This is a genomic window from Streptomyces sp. NPDC018610, from assembly GCF_044391765.1.
Classification (GTDB): Bacteria; Actinomycetota; Actinomycetes; order Streptomycetales; family Streptomycetaceae; genus Streptomyces.
On sequence record NZ_JBISAL010000001.1, the window covers coordinates 441,001 to 462,568 of the forward strand.

19 protein-coding genes and 1 pseudogene are annotated in these 21,568 nt (G+C 69.6%); 17 read left to right on the top strand and 3 right to left on the bottom strand.

The genetic code is table 11. From position 1 onward, the window contains the following. Window positions 1–655 precede the first annotated feature (655 nt). The 6 genes from ACH5A8_RS01960 to ACH5A8_RS01985 all read left to right on the top strand — a co-directional run bounded on the left by ACH5A8_RS01960 (window position 656) and on the right by ACH5A8_RS01985 (window position 7,922). Complete coding sequence (locus tag ACH5A8_RS01960) at window positions 656–1,945, top strand: extracellular solute-binding protein (RefSeq protein ID WP_398996917.1); 1,290 nt, start codon at window positions 656–658, stop codon at window positions 1,943–1,945. A 133-nt stretch (window positions 1,946–2,078) separates the two neighbouring features. Then, window positions 2,079–3,077, top strand: coding sequence for a carbohydrate ABC transporter permease (locus ACH5A8_RS01965; RefSeq protein ID WP_398996919.1), 999 nt, complete (start codon window positions 2,079–2,081; stop codon window positions 3,075–3,077). A gap of 12 nt (window positions 3,078–3,089) precedes the next feature. After that, window positions 3,090–4,007 carry a sugar ABC transporter permease gene (locus ACH5A8_RS01970; protein WP_396318965.1) on the top strand — a complete coding sequence of 306 codons (918 nt, stop codon included), beginning with the start codon at window positions 3,090–3,092 and terminating at the stop codon, window positions 4,005–4,007. Window positions 4,008–4,099: 92 nt separating this feature from the next. After that, entirely contained in the window at window positions 4,100–5,749 is a 1,650-nt protein-coding gene (locus tag ACH5A8_RS01975; RefSeq protein WP_398996922.1) for a glycoside hydrolase family 13 protein, read from the top strand. A gap of 25 nt (window positions 5,750–5,774) precedes the next feature. After that, complete coding sequence (locus ACH5A8_RS01980) at window positions 5,775–6,809, top strand: LacI family DNA-binding transcriptional regulator (protein ID WP_398996924.1); 1,035 nt, start codon at window positions 5,775–5,777, stop codon at window positions 6,807–6,809. 303 nt (window positions 6,810–7,112) lie between these two features. Then, a complete protein-coding gene (locus tag ACH5A8_RS01985) occupies window positions 7,113–7,922 on the top strand; it encodes a phosphatase PAP2 family protein (protein ID WP_398996926.1) in 810 nt (269 codons plus the stop codon). A 321-nt stretch (window positions 7,923–8,243) separates the two neighbouring features. On the opposite strand, the gene ACH5A8_RS01990 is transcribed toward ACH5A8_RS01985, so the two are convergent. Next, window positions 8,244–11,243 carry a bifunctional [glutamine synthetase] adenylyltransferase/[glutamine synthetase]-adenylyl-L-tyrosine phosphorylase gene (locus ACH5A8_RS01990; RefSeq protein ID WP_398996928.1) on the bottom strand — a complete coding sequence of 1,000 codons (3,000 nt, stop codon included), beginning with the start codon at window positions 11,241–11,243 and terminating at the stop codon, window positions 8,244–8,246. A 295-nt stretch (window positions 11,244–11,538) separates the two neighbouring features. Between ACH5A8_RS01990 and ACH5A8_RS01995 the strand changes: the two genes are divergently transcribed. The 5 genes from ACH5A8_RS01995 to ACH5A8_RS02015 all read left to right on the top strand — a co-directional run bounded on the left by ACH5A8_RS01995 (window position 11,539) and on the right by ACH5A8_RS02015 (window position 15,560). Beyond that, window positions 11,539–12,417 carry an alkaline phosphatase family protein gene (locus ACH5A8_RS01995; protein ID WP_398998212.1) on the top strand — a complete coding sequence of 293 codons (879 nt, stop codon included), beginning with the start codon at window positions 11,539–11,541 and terminating at the stop codon, window positions 12,415–12,417. A gap of 1 nt (window position 12,418) precedes the next feature. After that, a complete protein-coding gene (locus tag ACH5A8_RS02000; RefSeq protein ID WP_398996930.1) occupies window positions 12,419–13,735 on the top strand; it encodes an MFS transporter in 1,317 nt (438 codons plus the stop codon). Further along, on the top strand, window positions 13,732–14,751 hold the full coding sequence (locus ACH5A8_RS02005; RefSeq protein ID WP_398996932.1) for a TolB-like translocation protein: 1,020 nt from the start codon (window positions 13,732–13,734) through the stop codon (window positions 14,749–14,751). Before ACH5A8_RS02000 ends, ACH5A8_RS02005 begins: the two co-directional genes overlap by 4 nt. 123 nt (window positions 14,752–14,874) lie before the next feature. Next, a complete protein-coding gene (locus ACH5A8_RS02010) occupies window positions 14,875–15,117 on the top strand; it encodes a type II toxin-antitoxin system Phd/YefM family antitoxin (protein WP_398996934.1) in 243 nt (80 codons plus the stop codon). After that, the gene (locus ACH5A8_RS02015; protein ID WP_398996935.1) at window positions 15,114–15,560 is read left to right on the top strand and encodes a PIN domain-containing protein; all 447 of its coding nucleotides are present in this window, start codon (window positions 15,114–15,116) and stop codon (window positions 15,558–15,560) included. Before ACH5A8_RS02010 ends, ACH5A8_RS02015 begins: the two co-directional genes overlap by 4 nt. A gap of 206 nt (window positions 15,561–15,766) precedes the next feature. Here the strand turns inward: ACH5A8_RS02015 and ACH5A8_RS02020 are convergent. Beyond that, window positions 15,767–15,853: pseudogene (locus tag ACH5A8_RS02020) on the bottom strand (glutamine synthetase); the annotation flags it as partial. Window positions 15,854–16,417: 564 nt separating this feature from the next. On the opposite strand from ACH5A8_RS02020, the gene ACH5A8_RS02025 reads away from it, so the two are divergent. The 4 genes from ACH5A8_RS02025 (at window position 16,418) to ACH5A8_RS02040 (ending at window position 19,824) form a co-directional block, all read left to right on the top strand. Next, window positions 16,418–17,305, top strand: coding sequence for an ImmA/IrrE family metallo-endopeptidase (locus ACH5A8_RS02025; protein WP_398996937.1), 888 nt, complete (start codon window positions 16,418–16,420; stop codon window positions 17,303–17,305). Then, the gene (locus ACH5A8_RS02030; protein WP_396318942.1) at window positions 17,305–17,805 is read left to right on the top strand and encodes a DUF4411 family protein; all 501 of its coding nucleotides are present in this window, start codon (window positions 17,305–17,307) and stop codon (window positions 17,803–17,805) included. The genes ACH5A8_RS02025 and ACH5A8_RS02030 overlap by 1 nt, the downstream gene beginning before the upstream one ends. 223 nt (window positions 17,806–18,028) lie before the next feature. Continuing rightward, the gene (locus ACH5A8_RS02035) at window positions 18,029–19,264 is read left to right on the top strand and encodes a helix-turn-helix domain-containing protein (RefSeq protein WP_398996940.1); all 1,236 of its coding nucleotides are present in this window, start codon (window positions 18,029–18,031) and stop codon (window positions 19,262–19,264) included. Then, window positions 19,261–19,824, top strand: a complete 564-nt coding sequence (locus tag ACH5A8_RS02040) for a flavoprotein (RefSeq protein WP_398996942.1) — start codon at window positions 19,261–19,263, stop codon at window positions 19,822–19,824. Before ACH5A8_RS02035 ends, ACH5A8_RS02040 begins: the two co-directional genes overlap by 4 nt. 204 nt (window positions 19,825–20,028) lie before the next feature. Here ACH5A8_RS02040 and ACH5A8_RS02045 read toward each other — a convergent pair whose 3' ends face one another. After that, window positions 20,029–20,424, bottom strand: coding sequence for a GntR family transcriptional regulator (locus ACH5A8_RS02045; protein WP_398996944.1), 396 nt, complete (start codon window positions 20,422–20,424; stop codon window positions 20,029–20,031). A 418-nt stretch (window positions 20,425–20,842) separates the two neighbouring features. On the opposite strand from ACH5A8_RS02045, the gene ACH5A8_RS02050 reads away from it, so the two are divergent. Next, window positions 20,843–21,112 carry a DUF6284 family protein gene (locus tag ACH5A8_RS02050; RefSeq protein ID WP_398996945.1) on the top strand — a complete coding sequence of 90 codons (270 nt, stop codon included), beginning with the start codon at window positions 20,843–20,845 and terminating at the stop codon, window positions 21,110–21,112. Beyond that, window positions 21,109–21,558, top strand: coding sequence for a Pycsar system effector family protein (locus ACH5A8_RS02055; RefSeq protein ID WP_398996947.1), 450 nt, complete (start codon window positions 21,109–21,111; stop codon window positions 21,556–21,558). The genes ACH5A8_RS02050 and ACH5A8_RS02055 overlap by 4 nt, the downstream gene beginning before the upstream one ends. Window positions 21,559–21,568 lie beyond the last annotated feature (10 nt).

Genomic DNA, 21,568 nt, shown 5'->3' on the forward strand with positions numbered 1-21,568 from the left:
CTTGCGACTACGGCTCGATCGGGTCCGTGTCCACGCCGCGGACGACAGGGCCTGCGGCTTCGTGGCCGGACGCCGGGCGCGACCGTATCGCTGACGAAACGCTTACAGCAAGGGTCTTGAAAACCACGGCAAGAATTTTCACGAACGGCCGCCGAAGAGCAGGAGCGCCGCCCGGGCGGCCACCGCCGGGCCGTCGGCGGCCCGGCGGCCCGGCTCACCTCGCGCGCCCGCTCCCACGCGTGCGGGGAACGGGGAACCGCCCGGAACCCGCACGTCCCGGGCGGGGCGCACCCGCCGCAGCGTCCCGCCGCCCGCCCCGTCCGCCGCCGGCGGCGGACGAGTGCGCCACCGACGGGTTCCATCCGCCGGGGAATCGGCTACCTTCCTTCACAGCGCGGTGGCGTCGTGCCGTACGGCGAGGGCCCGGACGAGTGCCGCCGGCCCGGGCGTGCGCCGCCGGCGGACAGGTCAGGACACCTGCCGGTAACGGAAACGTCACGTCTGCGGGATCTTGCGGAAATTTTCTTGCAACGTCTTTCGCAAGGGATTGCAGCCTTGCTACGTTCCTGACGCGCCCGGCGGCCGTCGATCAGGGACAGACGGCACCCGCGGTCCTCCCAAGGGATGATCCGGGCACCCTCATCTAGGAGTTCATATGCGACGTGGCATAGCTCTCGCCGCCGCGGTCACCGTGGTCGCCCTCACCGCCTCGGCCTGCGGTGGCTCGGACAACGACTCGTCGAGCAAGCCGAAGGACCCCAAGGACGTCTCCGGGACGATCACCTACTGGGACACCTCCGACGCGGCGACCGAGGCCCCGACGTACAAGGCCCTGGTCAAGAAGTTCGAGGCCAAGTACCCGAAGATCAAGGTGAACTACCAGAGCGTCCCGTTCACCGACGTCGAGCAGAAGTTCAAGTCCGCCGCCAAGAGCGGCAAGGGCGCCCCCGACGTCGTGCGCACGGACGTGGGCCTGATGGCCGAGTACGCCTCGCTGGGCTACATCGCCCCGCTCGACGGCACCGCGGCCCTGAAGGACACCTCGGACTTCGCAGCCACGCCGCTGAATACCGCCAAGTACAACGGCAAGACCTACGGCGTCCCCTCGGTCACCGACACCCTGGGCCTGCTCTACAACAAGAAGCTCCTCAAGAAGGCCGGCATCTCCAACCCGCCGGCCACCTGGGACGAGTTCATCGCCGACTCCAAGACCATCAAGCAGAAGACCGGGGCGTACGGCACCTACGTCAACCCGGACTCCTACTTCCTGCTGCCGCTGCTCTACAGCAACGGCGCGGACATGGCCGACCCGTCCGCCAAGAAGATCACGATCAGCAACGACGCCGCGGTCAAGGCCCTCACCACCGCGAAGAAGATCGACGACGAGGCGTCGATGAAGGTCGACTTCGCCAACGCCTACCAGAACATGCAGGCGGCCTTCAAGAACGGCAAGGTCGCCATGCTGATCCAGGGCCCCTGGTCGGTCTCCGACGCCCTGTCCGGCTCGGCCTTCAAGAGCGACCAGTCCAACCTCGGCTACGCCCCCGTCCCGGCCGGCGACGGCGGCAAGGCGCAGGCCCCCACCGGCGGCCACAACCTCGCCGTCTACCAGGGTTCGAGCAACCTGGACGCCAGCTACCTGTTCACGCAGTTCATGACGTCCACCGAGAGCCAGATCACCATCGCCAAGGGCACCGGCACCCTGCCGACCCGCCAGTCGGCGTACACCAGCGAGGTCACCTCGGACCCGAAGGTCGCCGGCTTCAAGTCGATCCTGGACAAGACCGCCCGGCCGCGCGTCGCCCTGCCGCAGGTCGGCTCGCTGTTCACCCCGCTCCAGCAGAACTACGTGAAGATCCTGCAGGGCGACGAGTCGGTCAAGAACGGCCTCGACGCCACCGCCAAGGAGTTCAACAAGCTCCTGCCCGGCTACTCCATCGGCTGACCTGGCGGGTCAGTAGCCGAACGGTAACCGAAGGACACGCAGCCCCGGGGAAGGATCACCCCGCTGCCGCCCCGTCCGGGGCTCCCCGGGGCTGCGGAACCACCCGACTTCGTCCGCGAAAGAGCCGATGAGTATGACGACCGCAGCGAGCACCGGAACAACGAACAAGACAGGGCGCGGTGACAGCTCCCAGCGCCCCGCACGCGTCTCGGCGCTCAGGCGCTCCTGGGACAAGTACTGGTACGCCTGGGCCATGGTGGCCCCGGTGGCCGTCGTCATCACCGTGCTGGTCCTGTATCCGCTGGGCTACGGCTTCTACCAGTCGCTGACCGACGCGAACGAGTCGAACGTCGCCACCACCATCGGCGCCTTCCACCGCCCGGCCACCTACGACTTCGTCGGCCTGGACAACTACTGGCACGTCATCTCCGGCGCGGACGGCGACTTCTACCCGCGCCTGGTGTGGACGATCGTGTGGACGGTGTCCTGCGTCGTGCTCCAGGTCGGCCTCGGCATGGCGCTCGCGGTGCTGCTCAACCGCGAGATGCGGCTGCGGGGCTTCTACCGCGCCATGCTGATCCTGCCCTGGGCGGTCCCGTCGTTCATCGGCGTGTTCGCCTGGCGGCTGATGCTCAACTCCCAGTACGGCGTCTTCAACGAGATCATCACGGCCTTCGGCCTGCCGGCGCAGAACTGGCTCGGCACCCCGATGGCCCAGAAGATCGCCGTGATCATGGTCAACGTCTGGATCGGCATCCCGTTCAACATGGTCGCCCTGCTCGGCGGTCTGCAGTCCATACCCAAGGAGCTGTACGAGGCGGCCGAGATGGACGGCGCCTCGCCCTGGCAGCGCTTCGTCAACGTGACGCTGCCCGGCCTGAAGCCGGTGTCCAACACCGTGATCCTGCTGGGCTGCATCTGGACGTTCAACATGTTCAACGTCATCTACCTGCTGCTGGGCAACAACACCACCGGGGACACCGACATCCTCGTCACCTTCGCCTTCCACAAGGCCTTCAACGGGATCTCGGACTACGCCGGAGCGGCGACCTACGGCATCATCATCCTCGCTCTCCTGCTGGCCTTCTCGACCTTCTACCGCCGCAACACCCTGAAGTCCGAGCAGGCGTAAGGAGCCATCGTCATGACCGCAGCCACGCACGAGTCCGGCGCCGCCACGCCCGCCGCCCCCGCGCGCCCCGTCCCCGCCGCCCCGCGCCCCCGCAAGGTGCGCGGCCGCGAGGAGCGCAGCCCGTGGGCCTCCGCCGCCCTGCACTGCACGCTGATCCTGGCCACCGTGATCGCGGCCTTCCCCGTGGTGTGGATCCTGTTCATCTCGCTGGGCCCGAAGAACGCCTGGCAGGAGCCGAGCCAGGTCCTGTCCCACCTGAGCCTGCACAACTACAGCGACGTGCTGGCCCATTCGGACCTGGCCAAGTGGTTCCTGAACACCGTCATCGTGGCGGGCGGCACCACGGCGCTCGGCGTCTTCCTCGCCTCGACCGCCGGGTACGCCGTCTCCCGGATGAAGTTCCCCGGCAGCCGGCAGCTGATGTGGACCTTCCTGGTCACGCAGATGTTCCCCAGCATCGTACTCATCGTGCCGCTTTACCTGCTGATGTCCGAGTTGCACCTGCTCGACAACTACCTCGGGCTGATCCTGGCGTACGCGACCACGGCGGTGCCGTTCTGCGCCTGGATGATGAAGGGCTACTTCGACACCATCCCCAAGGAGATAGACGAGGCGGGCCGGGTGGACGGCCTGACCCCGATCGGCACGTTCTGGCGGCTGATCGTGCCGCTGGCCAAGCCCGGCCTGGCGGTGACCGCGTTCTACAGCTTCCTCACCGCCTGGGGCGAGGTCGCCTACGCGACGCAGTTCATGCAGGCCGACCACTACACCCTCGCGGTCGGCATCCGCACCTTCGCGCAGGACCAGCGGCCCGACTGGGCCTGGACCTCGGCCACCGCGATCATCATCACCATTCCGGCGGCCATCGTCTTCATGCTGGTGCAGCGCAGCCTGGTCTCCGGTCTGACGGCCGGCGGCACCAAGTCCTGACCGCCGCGACGAGCGGCCGGCCGGACACCCCGGCCGGCCCCGCCCACCGAGCAAGCGCCTTCGTCGTTCCCCCCGCACCCTTAAGGGAATCCATGACCCAGCACGTCACCGACACAGTCCCCACCGAAGCCGCTGCCGCCGCCTCCGGGCGCCGGGAGTGGTGGCGCGACGCGGTCATCTACCAGGTCTACCCGCGCAGCTTCGCCGACGGCAACGGCGACGGCATGGGCGACCTGCCCGGCATCCGCGCGCGCCTGCCGTACCTGAAGAAGCTGGGTGTCGACGCCGTCTGGCTCTCCCCGTTCTACGCCTCCCCGCAGGCCGACGCCGGCTACGACGTCACCGACTACCGTGCGGTCGACCCGATGTTCGGCACCCTCACCGACGCCGACGACCTGGTCCGCGACGCACACGCGCTGGGCCTGCGGGTCATCGTCGACCTGGTGCCCAACCACTGCTCCGACCAGCACGAATGGTTCAAGCAGGCGCTGCGCGAGGGCCCCGGCTCCCCGCTGCGCGAGCGCTTCCACTTCCGCCCCGGCAAGGGCGAGGACGGCGAACTGCCGCCCAACGACTGGGAGTCCATCTTCGGCGGCCCGGCCTGGACCCGGGTGGCCGACGGCGAGTGGTACCTGCACCTGTTCGCGCCCGAGCAGCCCGACTTCAACTGGGACCACCCGGCCGTCCACGACGAGTTCCGCTCCATCCTGCGGTTCTGGCTGGACCTGGGCATCGACGGCTTCCGCATCGACGTGGCGCACGGCCTGGTCAAGGCGGCCGGCCTGCCCGACATCGGCCACGACGAGCAGGTCAAGCTGCTGGGCACGCAGGCGGTGCCGTACTTCGACCAGGACGGCGTGCACGAGATCTACCGCAGCTGGCGGCGGATCCTGGAGGAGTACGCGGGCGAGCGCATCGCGGTCGCCGAGGCGTGGACGCCGACCGTCGAGCGCAGCGCCCTGTACCTGCGCCCCGACGAGCTGCACCAGGCGTTCAACTTCTCCTACCTGACCACCGGCTGGAACGCCTCCGACCTGCGCGACGTGATCGACCGCTCGCTCCAGGCGATGAACGCCGTGCACGCGCCCGCCACCTGGGTGCTGTCCAACCACGACGTCGTACGGCACTCCACGCGCCTCGCGGAAGGGGACGAGGCGCGTGGTCTGCGCCGGGCCCGGGCGGCGACGCTGCTGATGCTGGCGCTGCCCGGCTCGGCGTACCTCTACCAGGGCGAGGAGCTGGGCCTGCCGGAGGTCGTGGACCTGCCCGACGAGGTGCGCCAGGACCCGGCGTTCTTCCGCACCTCCGGCCAGGACGGCACCCGCGACGGCTGCCGGGTGCCGATCCCGTGGTCGGGCCAGGCGGCCCCGTTCGGCTTCGGCCCCGTCGAGGGCGGCCCGAGCTGGCTGCCGCAGCCGGCCGACTGGAAGCACCTGACCGTCGAGGCGCAGGAGGGCGACCCCACCTCCACGCTGGAGTTCTACCGCAGCGCGCTCGCCGTCCGCCGCGACCACCCGGCCCTGGGCGCCGGCCGTCAGATCACCTGGCTGGACAGCCCCCGGGGCGTGCTGGCCTTCCGCCGCGACACCGACGAGGGCTCCTTCGTCTGCACGGTCAACCTCACCGCCGGCCCGGTCACGCTGGCCACCCCCGGCACCCTGCTGCTGGCGAGCACCGCCGTCGAGCCGGGCGCCACCAGCACCGACCTGCCCGGCGACTCGGCCGTCTGGTGGGCAGTCTGAGATGCACCCGGTACAGTCCACTCCTGTGACCACACGGCTTGCCGACATCGCTGCCCAGGCGGGGGTGAGCGAAGCGACCGTCAGCCGGGTCCTCAACGGGAAGCCGGGCGTCGCCGCCACCACCCGCCAGTCCGTACTGGCGGCCCTCGACGTCCTGGGCTACGAGCGCCCGGTACGGCTGCGGCAGCGCAGCGAGGGCCTGGTGGGCCTGATCACCCCGGAGCTGGAGAACCCGATCTTCCCGGCGCTCGCCCAGGTCATCGGCCAGGCGCTGACCCGGCAGGGTTACACCCCGGTGCTCGCCACCCAGACCCCCGGCGGGTCCACGGAGGACGAGCTGACCGAGATGCTGGTGGACCGGGGGGTCGCGGGCATCATCTACGTCTCCGGCCTGCACGCGGACACCACCGCCGACATGGAGCGCTACGAGCGCCTGCGCGCCCAGGGCGTCCCCTTCGTCCTGGTCGACGGCTTCTCCCCGAAGGTCCAGGCCCCGTTCATCTCCCCCGACGACCGGGCGGCCATGACCCTGGCCGTCACCCACCTGGTGTCCCTGGGCCACACCCGCATCGGCCTGGCCCTCGGCCCCAAGCGCTTCGTGCCGGTCCAGCGCAAGATAGAGGGCTTCGTCCGGGCGATGCGGGACCAGCTGGACCTGGCCCCCGACGCCGTCGAGCCGGAGTTCGTGCAGCACTCCCTCTACACCCTGGAGGGTGGCCAGGCCGCCGCCACCGCGCTCATAGACCGCGACTGCACGGCCATCGTGTGCGCCAGCGACATGATGGCGCTGGGCGCGATACGCGCGGCCCGGCAGCGCGGCCTGGAGGTCCCCCGCGACTTCTCGGTCGTCGGCTTCGACGACTCCCCCCTGATCGCCTTCACCGACCCGCCCCTGACCACCGTCCGCAAGCCGGTGCCGGCGATGGGCCAGGCCGCGGTGCGCACGCTGCTGGAGGAGATAGGCGGGACCCCCGCACCGCACAGCGAGTTCGTGTTCATGCCGGAACTGGTCGTACGCGGCTCCACGGCGTCCGCCCCGGGAGACCGTCGGCACCCTTAGGGCCTGTCCGGCACATCCCGTTCGCCCGTAGGGCGGGCCTCGCGGCGTCCGGTGCGTGCGAGCGCAAGGCGGAGCGTCCTCGACGGGGGTCCCCCTGCTCGTCAAGAGCTTGGGGGAGGAGCCACGTGAGCGGTTCGGCGACACGGCGTGGGGGTTCCCCCTGCTCGAAGAGCTCGGGGGAGCGCGTGGCAGACGCCGTGAGGCAGGCGGGGATCTGTCAGACAGGCCCTCGGACGTGCGGCCCGAGCCGGGCCGGGGGATGATCGACGGAACACCGCCGCACTTCTGGCAGACTCTGTGCCCATGGGTGATACGTCCGGAAAGCGAACGGAAGGCCCCGAAAAGGCCCTTCCGCACCCGCTCACGGAAACTTCCGCGCCGCGCCGCCCCCCGCTGTGGTTCGAGGTCCTGCTGATCGCGCTGGGCTACTGGACGTACGCGCTGATCCGCAACGCCGTCCCGGACCGACAGCCCGAGGCCCTGCGCAACGCCGCCCGGATCTGGCACCTCGAGCACCGGCTCGGCATCGCCGTCGAGCACGCGATCAACCACGCCGCCGACTCGGTGACTTGGCTGATCGTCGGCATGGACTACTACTACGCGACACTGCACTTCGTGGCCACCGTGGGCGTCCTGGTGTGGCTCTACCACAGCCACCCCGGCCGCTACGCGGCGGCCCGCCTGGTCCTCTTCGCCACCACGGGCGTAGCCCTCCTCGGCTACTACCTGTACCCCCTGGCCCCGCCCCGCCTGATGCCGGCGGGCCACTTCGTCGACACCGTCCAGACCCACCACACCTGGGGCTCGATGGCCTCCGGCGACCTCAAACACATGTCCAACCCCTACGCCGCGATGCCGTCGATGCACATCGGCTGGGCCCTGTGGTGCGGCCTGACGGTCTTCACCCTGACGACGATCCCCTGGGCGCGGCTCCTGGCGGCCCTGTACCCCGCCGCCACACTGATCGTCATCATCGCCACGGCCAACCACTTCTGGCTGGACGCGGTGGGCGGAGCGGCATGCCTGGCCTTCGGCCTCACAGTGGCGAGGGGATGCTACGGCGCACTCCCGCACGCGCTGCCCCGCGCGGCCTGGCAGCCGGCGAGAGCGTGAGCCCCTTCTTCCGGCACGACGGCCCGCAACCGTCCGCCCGTCACCGAACAACACAAGCCACCGACGCCAGTGGGCGCGGGACGGCGGAAGCCACCGACGACAGTGGGCGCAGCCAATGACGGCGGGCGGGGGTGGGGCGGTGGGGCCAAGGCCCGCCGCGTACTGCGGTCCCTCCTCGTCCCACCGGGAAACTCCGGGCCGTATGTCCGTGTGCGGCGGGCCGGCCCCACCACCCCACCCCCACCCCCGCCTCCGACATACGACCTCAGCCCACCACCACCCCGGAAGCCGAGCCCATCACACCCCAGGAGCCGACCCCCGTCACGCCCCGTAGAACAACGTCTCCACGACCCCCCGCGCCCGCCGAGCGGTCCGCCGATACGCGTCCAGCATGTCCCCCGCATGCCCCGGCCCGTACCCCAGATACCGCCCCACCGCGGCCAGCTCCCGGGGCTCGGTGGGAAACGTGTCGCCCGCCCGGCCCCGCACCAGCATCACCGCGTTCCGCACCCGAGTGGCCAGCACCCACGCCTCGTCCAGTATCGAAGCGTCCTCCTCCGACATCAGCCCGGCCGCCCGCGCCGCCCCCAACGCCTCCCGCGTCCGCGTGGTCCGCAGCGCGCCCGCCTCCGCCCCGTGCCGCAGCTGCAGCAACTGCACCGTCCACTCCACATCGGACAACCCGCCAGGCCCCAGCTTCGTGTGCAGCTTCGGATCGGCTCCCCGGGGCAACCGCTCCGCCTCCATCCGGGCCTTCAGCCGCCGGATCTCCCGGACCGCCTCCTCCCCGAGCCCGCCCACCGGATACCGCAGCGGATCCACCAGCTCCAGGAACCGCCGCCCCAGCTCCGCGTCCCCCGCCACCGGCTCCGCCCGCAGCAACGCCTGCGACTCCCACACCAGCGACCACCGCCGGTAGTAGGCCTCATAGGACTTCAGCGTCCGCACCAACGGCCCGGACTTCCCCTCGGGCCGCAGATCGGCGTCGACGAGCAGCGGCGGGTCCGCGCTGGGGACGGCCAGCAACCGCCGCATCTCGGCGACGACCCGGCCGGCGGCCTGCGCGGCCTCCCGCTCCTCGACACCGTCCCGCGGCTCGTGCACGAAGAGCACGTCCGCGTCCGACCCGTAACCCAGCTCGTGCCCCCCGAACCGCCCCATCCCGATGACGGCGAACCGGGTGGGCAGGGTGTCCCCCCACCCGTCCCGCACCACGGCCCGCAGGGTCCCCGCCAGCGTCGCGGCCGTGAGGTCGGAGACCGCACCGCCCACGAGGTCCACGAGCGCCCCCTGATCGGCCTCGGCGGGCTGCGCCTCGGTGCCGTAGGACCCGAGGATGTCGGCGGCGGCCGTACGGAACAGCTCCCGTCGCCGCACCCCGCGCGCCGCGGTCACGCCCTGCTCGGCGCTCTCGGCGCGCCCCACCGCGGCAAGGATCTCCTGCTCGAGCTGAGCGCGCCCCCGCGGTCCGACGCGCCCCCCGCCGTCTCCGTCCCCGAGCAGCGCGACCGCCTCGGGCGCCCGCATCAGCAGATCGGGGGCGAGCCGCCCGGCGGACAGCACCCGCGCGAGGTTCTCGGCGGCCGCCCCCTCGTCCCGCAGCAGTCGCAGGTACCAGGGCGTCTTGCCGAGCGCGTCGGAGACCTTGCGGAAGTTGAGCAGCCCGGCGTCGGGATCGGCGGAGTCGGCGAACCAGCCGAGCAGCACCGGCAACAGCGTCCGCTGGATGGCGGCCTTCCGGGTGACGCCGGAGGCGAGCGCCTCCAGGTGCCGCAGCGCGGCGGCCGGGTCGGCGTAGCCGAGGGCGACCAGCCGCTCCCGCGCCGCCTCCGGGCTCAGCCGCGCCTCGCCGGGCGCGAGCTGGGCGACCGCGTCGAGCAGCGGCCGGTAGAACAGCTTCTCGTGCAGCCGCCGTACGACACCGGTGTGCCGTTTCCACTCACGGACCAGCTCGGCGGCGGGATCGCCGCGCCGCCCGAGCGAGCGCCCGAGCCGTCGCAGCCCGGCCTCGTCGTCGGGCAGGAGATGCGTACGCCGCAGCTGATGGAGCTGGATCCGATGCTCCACGAACCGCAGGAAGCGATACGCCTCGTCGAGCTGGACGGCGTCGGCACGCCCGACGTACCCGCCGGCGGCGAGCGCCTGCAAGGCGTCCAGCGTCGTACCGCTGCGCAGCGAGGCGTCGGCGCGCCCGTGCACGAGCTGGAGGAGCTGCACGGCGAACTCGACGTCGCGCAGCCCGCCCGGCCCGAGCTTCAGTTCGCGCTCGACCTCGGCGACGGGGATGTTCTCCACGACGCGGCGGCGCATCTTCTGCACGTCGGCGACGAAGTTGTCGCGTTCGGCGGCCTGCCAGACGAGCGGGGCGAGGGCGTCGACGTAGCGCGCGCCGAGCTCGGCGTCGCCGGCGACGGGCCGGGCCTTGAGCAGCGCCTGGAACTCCCAGGTCTTGGCCCACCGCTGGTAGTAGGCGAGGTGGCTGCTCAGGGTCCGCACCAGCGGCCCGTTGCGCCCTTCGGGCCGCAGGTTGGCGTCGACGGGCCAGATCGAGCCCTCGACGGTGGTCTCGGAGCAGATCCGCATCATGTGGGAGGCGAGCCGGGTGGCGGCGCGCAGCGCGGCGTTCTCGTCGCCGCCCTCGACGGCCTCGCCGACGAAGATGACGTCGACGTCGGAGACGTAGTTGAGCTCGTGGCCGCCGCACTTGCCCATGGCGATGACGGCGAGCCGGCACTGCGCCGCGTCCTCGGGCGCGGCGGCGGCGGCGATGCGCAGCGCGGCGCGCAGGGTGGCGGTGGCGAGGTCGGCGAGTTCGGCGGCGGTCTCGGCGACGCCGGTGGTGCCGCAGACGTCACGGGCGGCGATGGCGAGCAGGCAGCGCCGGTAGGCGACGCGCAGCGAGAGGGGGTCGTCGGCGTCGGCGAGCCCGCGTTCGAACTCCTCGACGCCCGGGTGCAGGTCGCGCGGCTCGTAGGTGACGAGGACGTGCCAGTCCCCGGCATGCCGGGCGAGGTGGTCGCCGAGCGCGGCGGACGCGCCGAGCACGCCGAGCAGCCGGTCGCGCAGGGGTTTGGCCGCTATCAGCGTGTCGAGGAGTTCCCGCCGTGCGGTGGGGGACGGCTGCGCCTCCAGCAGCCGGACCAGCCCGCCGAGCGCGAGATCGGGGTCGGCGGTGGCGCCGAGGGCCTCCAGCAGGACCGGGTCGCTGCGGACGGGAGCCAGCTCCGGGCTCTCCAGCAGCCGCTCGGCTGCCGAGGCATCGGTGAAGCCGTGCCGCAGCAGCCGTGTGAAGGTACTGCTTCTGCGCCCCGGCGCCGTCATCCCGGCCTCCCGTCGGATCAAGGTGGTCCTGGCCAGAGCGTAGCGGGGCCGGGGCCGGACGGCTGCTCCCGCGCTCCCCGCAACGCACGGGAACCGGACGCCGGGCACCCGGGAGAACCACAGCGCGCCCACCCCCGTGCCATCAGTTCACCCGCTCTTCACCCACCGGGCCCACCACGACGCCCCGGCATCACCTTGGCGTGTGCATGCTCTCCCCGACTCACCGCACCCCCCACCACGCCCCCTTCCCCTTCCCTCCCCGGAGGTTGATGTGTCCGGCAGTTCCGGCAAGTCGGTGTTCCGCCGCGGCCGTACCGCCCTGGCGTCCACCGTCGCTCTCGCGGCAGCCGCAGTGGGCCTGTGGACCGGCCTGGGCGGCGGCGCCTCGTCCGCGCAGGCCGCGACCGGGGTGCCCACCCCGGACCACGTGGTCGTCGTGGTCTTCGAGAACCACGCCTACAGCCAGGTGATCGGCTCCTCCAGCGCCCCGTACCTCAACTCGCTGAAGTCGGGCGGCGCGAGCCTGACCCAGTCCTACGCCGAGACCCACCCCAGCCAGCCGAACTACTTCGCCCTCTTCTCCGGCTCCACCCAGGGCGTCACCGACGACAGCTGCTACACCCCCGGCTTCTCGTCGGCGGCGAACCTGGCCTCCGAGCAGCTCGCCGCGGGCCGCACCTGGGCCAGCTACAACGAGACGCTGCCGAGCCAGGGCTCGACCACGTGCAGCAGCGGGATGTACGCCCGCAAGCACAACCCGTGGTTCGGGTTCAGCAACGTCCCGACCTCCTCGGCGAAGACGTTCGCGCAGTTCCCGACGGACTACTCCACGCTGCCCCAGCTGTCCTTCGTGACCCCGAACCTGTGCAGCGACATGCACGACTGCTCGGTGTCGACGGGCGACACCTGGCTGAAGAACAACCTGGGCGCGTACGCGACGTGGGCGAGGACCCACAACAGCCTGCTCGTCGTCACCTTCGACGAGGACGACAAGCTGAGCGGCAACCGCATCCCGACCGTCCTGTACGGCCAGCCGGTGACCGCCGGCGCGACCAGCTCCACCACCTACAACCACTACGACCTGCTGCGCACCCTGGAGGACACGCAGCGCCTGACCACGCACGCGGGCAACGCGGCGAGCGCCCACGACATCACCGGCATCTGGGCGTCCTGACATGTACGTAGCGGACAGCCGCGCGAGCACCCCGGCGGGTGCGGTCGACGCGCCGGCGTCCGCGGCAGGCGCCGTCCGGTCGCATCCCGGGCGGCGCCGCGCCGCGGTCGCCCCCACGGTCCTCGCGCTCGGCACGGTCAGCCTGATCACGGACGTGTCCTCGGAGATGGTGACGGCGGTGCTGCCGCTGTACCTGGTGGCCGGCCTCGGCCTCTCCCCGCTGGGCTTCGGCCTGCTGGACGGCGTCTACAACGGCTTCTCCGCCCTGGTCCGCCTGGCCGGCGGCCACCTCGCCGACCGGGGCAGGGGCGGCCACAAGTGGGTGGCGGGCCTCGGCTACGGCGTCTCGGCCCTGTGCAAACCGCTGCTCCTGCTGGCGCACGGCCTGACCCCGATCGGCCTGGTCCTGGCGGCCGACCGCACCGGCAAGGGCCTGCGCACGGCCCCGCGCGACGCGCTGATCTCCCTGTCCAGCACCCCGGAGAACCGGGGCCGCGCCTTCGGCGTGCACCGGGCGATGGACACGGCGGGAGCGCTGCTGGGCCCCCTGGCGGCCTTCTGGATCCTCCGGGCGACGGTGGACGGCTACGACGCGGTCTTCACGGTGAGCTTCTGCGTGGCGGCGGTGGGCGTACTGGTCCTGGTGCTGTTCGTGCCGAACGGCAGGACCGCGGCGGACACGCGCCCCGAAGCGGACGCGCACCCGGAGACGGCCCCCCGCCCCACCCTCCGCGCCGCCCTCGCCCTCCTCCGCCACCGGTCCCTGCGCCGCATCACGGTCTGCGCCCTCCTCCTGGGCCTGGCGACGGTCAGCGACTCCTTCGTCTACCTCCTGCTGCAACGCCGACTGGGCGTCCCCGACCGCTGGTTCGCGCTGCTGCCGCTCGGCACGGCGACGGCGTTCCTGCTGCTGGCGGTGCCGCTGGGCCGGCTGGCGGACCGGTGGGGGCGTTGGCGGATCTTCCTGGCCGGCCACGGCGCCCTGCTCGCGGCGTACGCCCTGCTCCTCACGTCCTGGCACGGCACGGCGCTGCCGTACGCGGTCCTGCTCCTGCACGGCACGTTCTACGCGGCGACGGACGGCGTCCTGATGGCGGCGGCCTCGAACGACGTACCGCCCGAGCTGCGCTCCTCGGGCCTGGCCCTCGTCCAGACCGGCCAGGCCACGGCCCGCTTCGTGTGCTCGCTGGCCTTCGGCGCGGCGTGGACGCTGTGGGGCGACCGTACGGCGCTGACGGCGTCGACGGTGGCGCTGGCGGCGTGCGCGGCGTTCTCCTTCACCCTCCGCCCCCGCGCGAAAGGCACGGCGCCGGCATGACGGCACGCGACCGCATCCTGATCCTCGCCGCGGCGGTCCTGACCCTGGCGACGGTGGCGGTGTTCTCGATCCTGCACGCCTCGGCCCGAGCGGAACGCCGCGACCAGCCGCAAGCGGGCGGCCCACGGGTGACGCCGGGCGAGGTGTCCCTGACGACTCCCGGCCGCATGATCTTCCGCAACATGGCCTGGGGCCCCCACCGCGACGAACTGACGACGGTCCCGTCCTCCACCCCGTCCGCCCCCCGCACCGCGTCGGGCGTGAAATGCCTGCGCTTCTACGCCGCCGCGGGCACCGGGGTGTGCCTCCAGGCGGTCCACGGCCCGGTCTCGGACACGTACCGCGCCCTGATCCTGGACGCCCACCTGAAGGAACGGGCCCGCTACGACGTCCCCGGCATCCCGTCCCGCGCCCGGGTCTCCCCCACGGGCCACTTCGCTGCCTGGACGGCCTTCGTGGGCGGCGACTCGTACGCGGGCACGAACTTCTCGACCCGAGCGGCGATCGCGGACGTCCGCACGGGGCGGCTGACCGCCACCCTGGAGACGTTCCGCATCATCAAGGACGGCCACCCGTACACGTCCCCCGACGTGAACTTCTGGGGCGTGACCTTCGCGTCGGACGACCGCACGTTCTACGCCACGCTGGCGACGAAGGGCAGGACGTACCTGGTGAGAGGCGACCTGCGCGCGAACACGGTCACCACCGTCCACACGAACGTCGAATGCCCGTCCCTCTCCCCCGACGGCACCCGGATCGCCTACAAGAAACGAGTACCGGGCCTCCCGAAGGACGCCCCGTGGCGCCTGTACGTCCTGGACCTGCGCACCATGCGGGAAACCGCGCTCGCGGAGACGCGGAGCGTCGACGACCAGGCGGTCTGGAAAAACTCCCACGCCCTGGTCTACGCCCTCCCCGGCGACTACGGCGCCGACCTGTACACGGTCCCGGCCGACGGCACAGGTCACGCCCACCGCATCAGCACGGCGGCGGTGTCCCCGGCGTACGTCGACTGACCGCCGACGTCACGTGCGGCCGGCCTCACGGAGCCGTCCCACAGTGCGGTGACCTCCTTGGTCCGGAGAAGGCCGCCCCCTCCCCATGACCCAGACACCCCGCCGCGTAGTAACATGTAGTACATGGAGACTACGGCCCGTGAATTCAATCAGAGGTCTTCTCAGATCCTCGCCGCAGCGGCGCGGGGAGAGACGGTCACGGTCACCAAGAACGGCGTCGCCGTCGCACGTGTTGTGCCGATCACTGAGGAGGACATCCCTCCGTACCCCACAGACCCCATGGGTGAGATAGACCTTCCCGACCTCGGGCTGCCCGACCTCGACAACGACGAGATCGAGGACACGCTCAAGGGGATGGGGTCTTGAACTTGATCGCCATCGCCGACACCAATGCGCTGTACCGGCTACTGGACCCCAGACTGAGTGGCCACGAGGCGCACAAGAAGGCCCTCGGCTCCATCAGCCACCTCGTCGTCTCCCCCATGGTCCTGGCCGAGCTGGACTACCTCATTGCCGCGAGAGCCGGCGCCGAGAAAGCTGTCGCGGCCGCTCGGTTCGTAGAACGCAACGTGGCCACGAGGCGGTTCGAAGTACCGTCCGTGAGCAACCACTTGAGCGCCGCGATCGCCGTGGCGGAGGGATACCGGGACGCGGACGGTGGCAAGGGCGTCGGGCTGACGGACGCGATGAACGTCGCGCTCGCCGCGGCGTACCGCACCGAGGTGATGTTCACCTCGGATTCCCACTTCCGCATGATCCGCCCGCTGACCGGGCACAAGGCGTTCCGACTGCTACCCGAAGACCTGTGACGGATGCCGAGTGCCGTGGCTCCACACCCCGACGATGTACGGGACCACGGCACACAGTGGATCGACCGGCGTGATCGCCTGGCAGATCAACGCCGTGCGATCCACCCGTCTCGCACCGACCCGGTGAAGCCGAATCGCCGTGTGGCCGACCGCTGCGAGCGGTCGGCCACACGGATGTCGAAGGCTCACAACGCCCCGACCTGCCCCTACAGCACCGGCAGGTGCTTGCGCAGCTCGTACGCCGTGACCTCGCTGCGGTACTCCTCCCACTCCTGCTTCTTGTTGCGCAGGAAGTGGCGTCGGCTCGGAGCGACCTCATGCGACCGCCGGCGGTGCGGCCCTGACCAGCAGCCGAGCGGCTGTCAGTGGTCGTTGTTGGTTGCTGTGGGCCGCCCTTCGACGGCCCACAGACGGCCCAGACGTAGGCGCGAGCCGCCTGGCTTCGCCGCAGCTGTGCCGGGCACCGCGGCATGCGTGGTCGACCCGCTGGGCAATGACACAGCTATGACAGTGACCGTTCCGTGACTGAACGTACCGTTCGCAAGCGTCGCTTCCGTCACTAATCTATGGTCAAGGGGGAGGTGAGGCGCGTGTCTGTCCGTGTCCGAGTTGAACCTGCTCTCTTGCGGTGGGCAGTTGAGCGGGCTGGCTGGTCTGACGAGACGACCGCTCAGCGTGCGCCGCGTTTCAACGAATGGGTTGCCGGCAGCACGCGGCCGACACTCAAACAACTTGAGCATTTCGCCCACGCGACGCATACACCGCTCGGACTTCTATTTCTGCCTCAACCCCCAGAGGAACCCGTGCCCATCCCGGATATGCGAACACTCGGCAACCGAGAGATCGTTCGCCCATCCGTGGATCTACTGGATACCATTTACACCTGTCAATCACGCCAGGACTGGTATCGCGAGTACGCAAGCACAAACGGCTATCCTGATCTAGATTTCGTTGGATCTGCACACCTCTCCAACTCCCCCAGGGAAGTAGCAAACGAGATCAGGACAAAGCTTGGCTTTGGCATCGCCGAGAGGGCCTCCTTTAGGTCGTGGCAAGAAGCTTTGCGTCGGCTCATCGACCGTATCGAAGGCCTTGGCGTCCTCGTCATGGTGAATGGTGTGGTGGGAGCAGACACGCATCGAAAGCTCAAGCCCGAGGAGTTTCGCGGTTTTGCCCTATCCGACACACTAGCTCCATTGATCTTCATCAATGGAGCCGACACGAAAGCCGCACAGATCTTCACCATGGTGCATGAGCTAGGTCATATCTGGCTCGGCGAGAGCGCGCTTTCCGATGCAGCCATGGCAGACAGTACGGATAATGCAGCCGAACTTTGGTGCAATCGCGTCGCTGCGGAGGTTCTCGTCCCGCTGACCACTATCCGCGATGAGTACATTGGCGAACCCACGGTCGCCGAACTGGAACGCCTCGCACGCCGGTATCGCGTTAGCACCTTGGTGATCTTGAAAAGGCTCTATGATACCCAATTCCTCACATGGGATGATTATCAGAGTCGATACGACACTGAACTTCAACGGGTGATCGCAGCAATGAGGAGTCGGGGAAGCGAGTCTGGCGGTAATTTTTACAACACTCATCCTCTCCGCCTCAGTCGACAGTTCGCACGCGCAGTAATCACTGACACCCTAGAAGGAGGAACACCGTACCGAGACGCCTACCAACTCCTTGGAACAAAGAAGCACCAGACATTCGAAAATCTCGTGGCCGAAATCGGAGCCGCCTAATGTATCTGGTTGACTCCAACGTGCTTATCGAAGCAAAAAATCGTTACTATGCTTTCGATATAGCACCCGGATTCTGGGCATGGCTCGATTACGCCCACAGCAACTTCATTGCGTGCAGCATCGAACACGTGCGGGATGAGCTAGTTCAGGGGGGTGACGAACTGGCCGACTGGGCGCAAAGCCATCACGACTTCTTCCGGCCAATCGATGCGGCCGCGGCCACTCACTTCACCCCACTTACAACATGGGCGTCATCTCGCAGCTACACAGCGGCCGCCGTTACAGAATTCCTAACCAACACGGCAGACTTTTTCCTTGTAGCCTACGCCGCTGCGCACGGCCACACTCTCGTAACGCACGAGCAGTCCCGCCCCGATTCGAAAAAGCGCATCCTCATACCCGACGCATGTCAGGCAATGGGGGTAGACTGCGCAAATACTTTTACAATGCTGCGCAGCGCGAGAGCCCGATTGGACTTCCAGTTCCCTACAGCGGCCTAAGCGGAATAGTCGCTGATACTGCCGTAGAGGTGCGCCGTCAACGCTTCGCCCCCCACGTGGGCTGCTCGCACGGCAAATCACAGACCCGGACACTGTATCCGGGTCTCTTCACGTTAGCGCCCTCATGCTCGTCTCGGCCCACAGGTACAGGCCACCTTCCCGCCCGATCACCGGCTCTGTACGGTGACACAGGCTCCCGACAATCAGCAGGAGGCAGCTCGCAATGCGTGGTCTTGGAGATCACCTCAGCATCGGTGAGCGGATCGCGTTCTATCGCAAGCGTCGCGGCTACACGCAAGAGGTTCTGGCCGGCCTGGTAGGTCGTAGCACTGACTGGCTAGCGAAGATCGAGACTGGCCGTAGGAAGCCGCCCCGTATCGACATGCTTGCGGAGCTGTCCCGCATCCTGCGTGTACCCCTCGGAGACCTGCTTGGTCAGACCGTACTCGTTGAGGACGAGAGGCAGCAGGACGACGTGCCAGCCGTCCGTGATGCCCTCATGAGCCCACGTCGCCTCTCGCGCCTGCTCTTCGGCCCTGATGCAGAGGTTCAGCTTCCCACTCCCGCCCCCGTGGCCGTCCGTGTGGAGCAGGCCTGGAACGACTACCAGGGCGGCCGACTCGGCAGCGTCATCGCCGCCCTCCCGGCCTTGCTCCAGACAGCGCAGGAACTGGAGGAGCGAGCGGCCCGCCGCAGTGAGGACGGTGGGGACTGCTGGGCGGTGTCGGCTCGCACGCACCACCTTGCCGCTACCACCCTCGCCAAGATCGGTGAGTCGGACATCTCCTGGCTGGCTGCCGAGCGCGCAATGCGGGCAGCAGACGAGTCGGACGACCCGCTCGTCCTCGCGTCGGCAGCGCGTTCAGGCACCCACGCCCTGCTGGCCAACGGCCGGTATGACGACGCGCTGGAACTCGGGAACACGGCGGCTGCGTGGCTGTCGTCGCAGGTGACCGACCACAACCCTGCTGCGCTCAGCCTGCTCGGGATGATCCACCTGCGTGCCGCCGTGGCAGCAGCACGGCACCAGGACCGCCCCACCGCCACAGCGCTGCTGAACCGAGCCGAAGAACTGGCAGAAGATCTCGGAGCGGATGAGAACTACTGGCAGACCGGCTTTGGGCCGACGAACGTGCTGCTGCACCGCCTGTCGATCGAGCTGGACCTGGACAACGTGTCGTACGTGGTGGAACACGGCCGGATCAACGTGGACCACATGCCGCAGGAGCGAAGCGTGTCCCATCGGATCGACTTTGCGCGCGCTCTGTCGCTCGCCGGCCGCGGAGACGAGGCGTTCCAGGAGCTGCGGACCGCTGAGCGCACGTCGCCGCAGCTCGTACGCAACAATCCCAGGGTGCGGGAGACACTGCGAGACCTGATCAAGCAATCTCCAGTGGCGGGCGGCTCGCGCTCGTCTGAAGTGTTCGTGATGGCGCAACGGTGCAGGGCGGTGCAGTGAGTTCGGAAAGGCGCGGGATTCTGGGAGTCGTCGGGTCGGCCGCCGGGGGCGTAGAGGCGCTGCGCACTGGCCTTGTCGAGCCGGCGTTGGCCCGGGGGTGGCAGGTGGCCGTCACTCTGACTCCGACCGCTGGTCAGTGGTTGCGGAAGATCGGTGAAGTCGAACGGCTGGAGAAGCTGACTGGCCTGCCAGTGCGGGATGAGCCACGGCTTCCCGGCGAGGAGCGACCGCACCCACCCGTTGACTGCTACGTGGTCGCTCCCGCATCGGCCAACATGGTCGCCAAGCTCGCAACCGGTGTGATGGACAACCAGGCCCTGACGCAGGTGGGAGAGGCTATCGGCACTCTCGACCTCCCGGTCGTCGTCTTCCCCCGGGTGAACGCGGCGCACGCGCGGCATCCCGCGTGGCAGCACCACATCGACACGCTTCGGACTGGAGGCGTGCACCTGGTCTACGGGCCGGACGTGTGGCCGCTGTACGAGCCCCGGGAGGCGCCAGCGGGGCGTGATCTCCCGTGGGCGGCAGTGCTGGCTAGCGTGGACGCGGCCACTCGGTGATGCCCCGTCAACCTGCCTGACGTGCAAGGAAAGAGGACCCGGACAGTCTGTCCGGGTCCTCTCTTGACTCTGGCTACATGCTGAATGCCATGCCAGGGATTAACGAGCTGGGAGGCCTGACACCTGTCGAACTCGCGACCGTCCAAGCGAGTTTGAGCGAGGCGCGCGCCACGGTCGAACGTCTGCTGAGGCGCGCGGACGAACTCACGAAGAAGGTGGAGTCTCGCCTCCCACACGCTGCTCAAGGCGATCGAGCCGCTCCCCAAGCACGCGGAGAGCGTCATGGATCGTGTTCAGCTCCGCCGCCAACGCGGTGAACGCTGGGCTGCTGCCAGGCTCAGTGCCAAGGGGTACGGCTGGGTCCCGGACGAATGTCCCACGGCCCTGTTGGGTGAGAACCAACCCCTCGTCTCGGAGCTGGCCGTACGCGCTCTGAACAGTCATGAGCTGCACGCCACGCTCTTTGGCGAGCGCTCGGGCGGCCGGCAGGCGGTCTCCCGGCTCGTACTCGCGGTTGGGCCCCGTGATCTTTTCGCGGAACTCCGCCGCGATCTCCTTGGCTGTGGGCGTCGCCTTGGGCGCTTCGGCGCTCTGGTCCATGGCTTCGAGAGTAGCTGGACCTAGGTCAATCCCTGATCCTTCGGCAGACCTGCTTGACAGACAGATTGACCTAGGTCAATCTGAACTCACGCCGGACGGGACAACCCGACAGGAAGGCAGCCATACGGCTGCGCGCCTCGGGCCCCGCGACTGGTCGTCGCTTGAGAACTGAACAGTGGACGAGGAACTACCGCCTGTCCTCAGCCCAAGAAGGCGGTCCGTGCGGCGCAAGATCCGCGCACTCATCAACCTCTTCGCAGCGCTGCTGACCTGCGCTGCGGCCGGTTGCCTCCGCTGCTCGTCTCGCACGAGCAGCGCTGAGGGGAGCCGGAGCCCTCCGACCCCAACGGCAAGCGCCCCGGAGCGGCAACTCCGGGGCGCGGTTCGGGCCGTTCCACCTGTTAGGAGTACACGACCCATGGAACCCATCGTCACTGTTCAGGACGCTGTTACGGCGTTCGCCGACTGGATCGAGCCGACGGCCGCCGAGCTGAACGCGGTCGAGGTCGAGATGCCCGTGATCCTCGCGGACGTCGAACTGCTCGACGCGCACATCGCCACCCTGGACCGCGTCCCGACCGAGCTGGACGTCCGCCGCATCCGCCGTGCCCGCCGCCGGGCGCTGGCCGCCCGCGTCGCCCTGGTCAACCACACCGCCGGCGCGAGCCTGCCCGGAGGTGCCGCATGACCACCACCGCCGGACGGGACCTGGTCGCCGCGCACGCCGAGGTGAAGGCGGAGATCGCGCGGACGGACAGCAAGACCGCACTGTTACTGGCGTTCGTCGGCGCGGTGCTCGCCGGTACCTGGTCGCTCGCCCGCGATCTGCCCCTGACCGTCCCGGCCGCCGTCATCGGCGCGGCGGGTATGGCGGTGCTGGTCGGCGCGGCAGGTCTGTTGCTGCGCTCGGTCCGCCCGAACCTGCGCGGTCGGCACGGCTTCCCGCTGTGGGCCACCCTCACCCCCGACCAGATCCACGACGCCGTCACCCGCGACCTCGCCGCCGACGTGGCCGGGCTGTCGCGACTCGCGGTCACCAAGTTCACCTGCCTGCGCCGCGCGGTCGACCTCACCATGACCGGCGGCGCCCTGCTCATCCTCGCCGCCCTGCTCACCGCCGGGGGTGCCGCGTGAACCGCAGGGA

Excerpts from the sequence above, each read along its gene's own strand:
- ACH5A8_RS01960 (WP_398996917.1), top strand. The coding sequence starts at position 656 with ATGCGACGTGGCATAGCTCTCGCCGCCGCGGTCACCGTGGTCGCCCTC.
- ACH5A8_RS01965 (WP_398996919.1), top strand. The coding sequence starts at position 2,079 with ATGACGACCGCAGCGAGCACCGGAACAACGAACAAGACAGGGCGCGGT.
- ACH5A8_RS01970 (WP_396318965.1), top strand. The coding sequence starts at position 3,090 with ATGACCGCAGCCACGCACGAGTCCGGCGCCGCCACGCCCGCCGCCCCC.
- ACH5A8_RS01975 (WP_398996922.1), top strand. The coding sequence starts at position 4,100 with ATGACCCAGCACGTCACCGACACAGTCCCCACCGAAGCCGCTGCCGCC.
- ACH5A8_RS01985 (WP_398996926.1), top strand. The coding sequence starts at position 7,113 with ATGGGTGATACGTCCGGAAAGCGAACGGAAGGCCCCGAAAAGGCCCTT.
- ACH5A8_RS01990 (WP_398996928.1), bottom strand. The coding sequence starts at position 11,243 with ATGACGGCGCCGGGGCGCAGAAGCAGTACCTTCACACGGCTGCTGCGG.
- ACH5A8_RS02000 (WP_398996930.1), top strand. The coding sequence starts at position 12,419 with ATGTACGTAGCGGACAGCCGCGCGAGCACCCCGGCGGGTGCGGTCGAC.
- ACH5A8_RS02005 (WP_398996932.1), top strand. The coding sequence starts at position 13,732 with ATGACGGCACGCGACCGCATCCTGATCCTCGCCGCGGCGGTCCTGACC.
- ACH5A8_RS02010 (WP_398996934.1), top strand. The coding sequence starts at position 14,875 with ATGGAGACTACGGCCCGTGAATTCAATCAGAGGTCTTCTCAGATCCTC.
- ACH5A8_RS02030 (WP_396318942.1), top strand. The coding sequence starts at position 17,305 with ATGTATCTGGTTGACTCCAACGTGCTTATCGAAGCAAAAAATCGTTAC.
- ACH5A8_RS02035 (WP_398996940.1), top strand. The coding sequence starts at position 18,029 with ATGCGTGGTCTTGGAGATCACCTCAGCATCGGTGAGCGGATCGCGTTC.
- ACH5A8_RS02045 (WP_398996944.1), bottom strand. The coding sequence starts at position 20,424 with ATGGACCAGAGCGCCGAAGCGCCCAAGGCGACGCCCACAGCCAAGGAG.
- ACH5A8_RS02050 (WP_398996945.1), top strand. The coding sequence starts at position 20,843 with ATGGAACCCATCGTCACTGTTCAGGACGCTGTTACGGCGTTCGCCGAC.
- ACH5A8_RS02055 (WP_398996947.1), top strand. The coding sequence starts at position 21,109 with ATGACCACCACCGCCGGACGGGACCTGGTCGCCGCGCACGCCGAGGTG.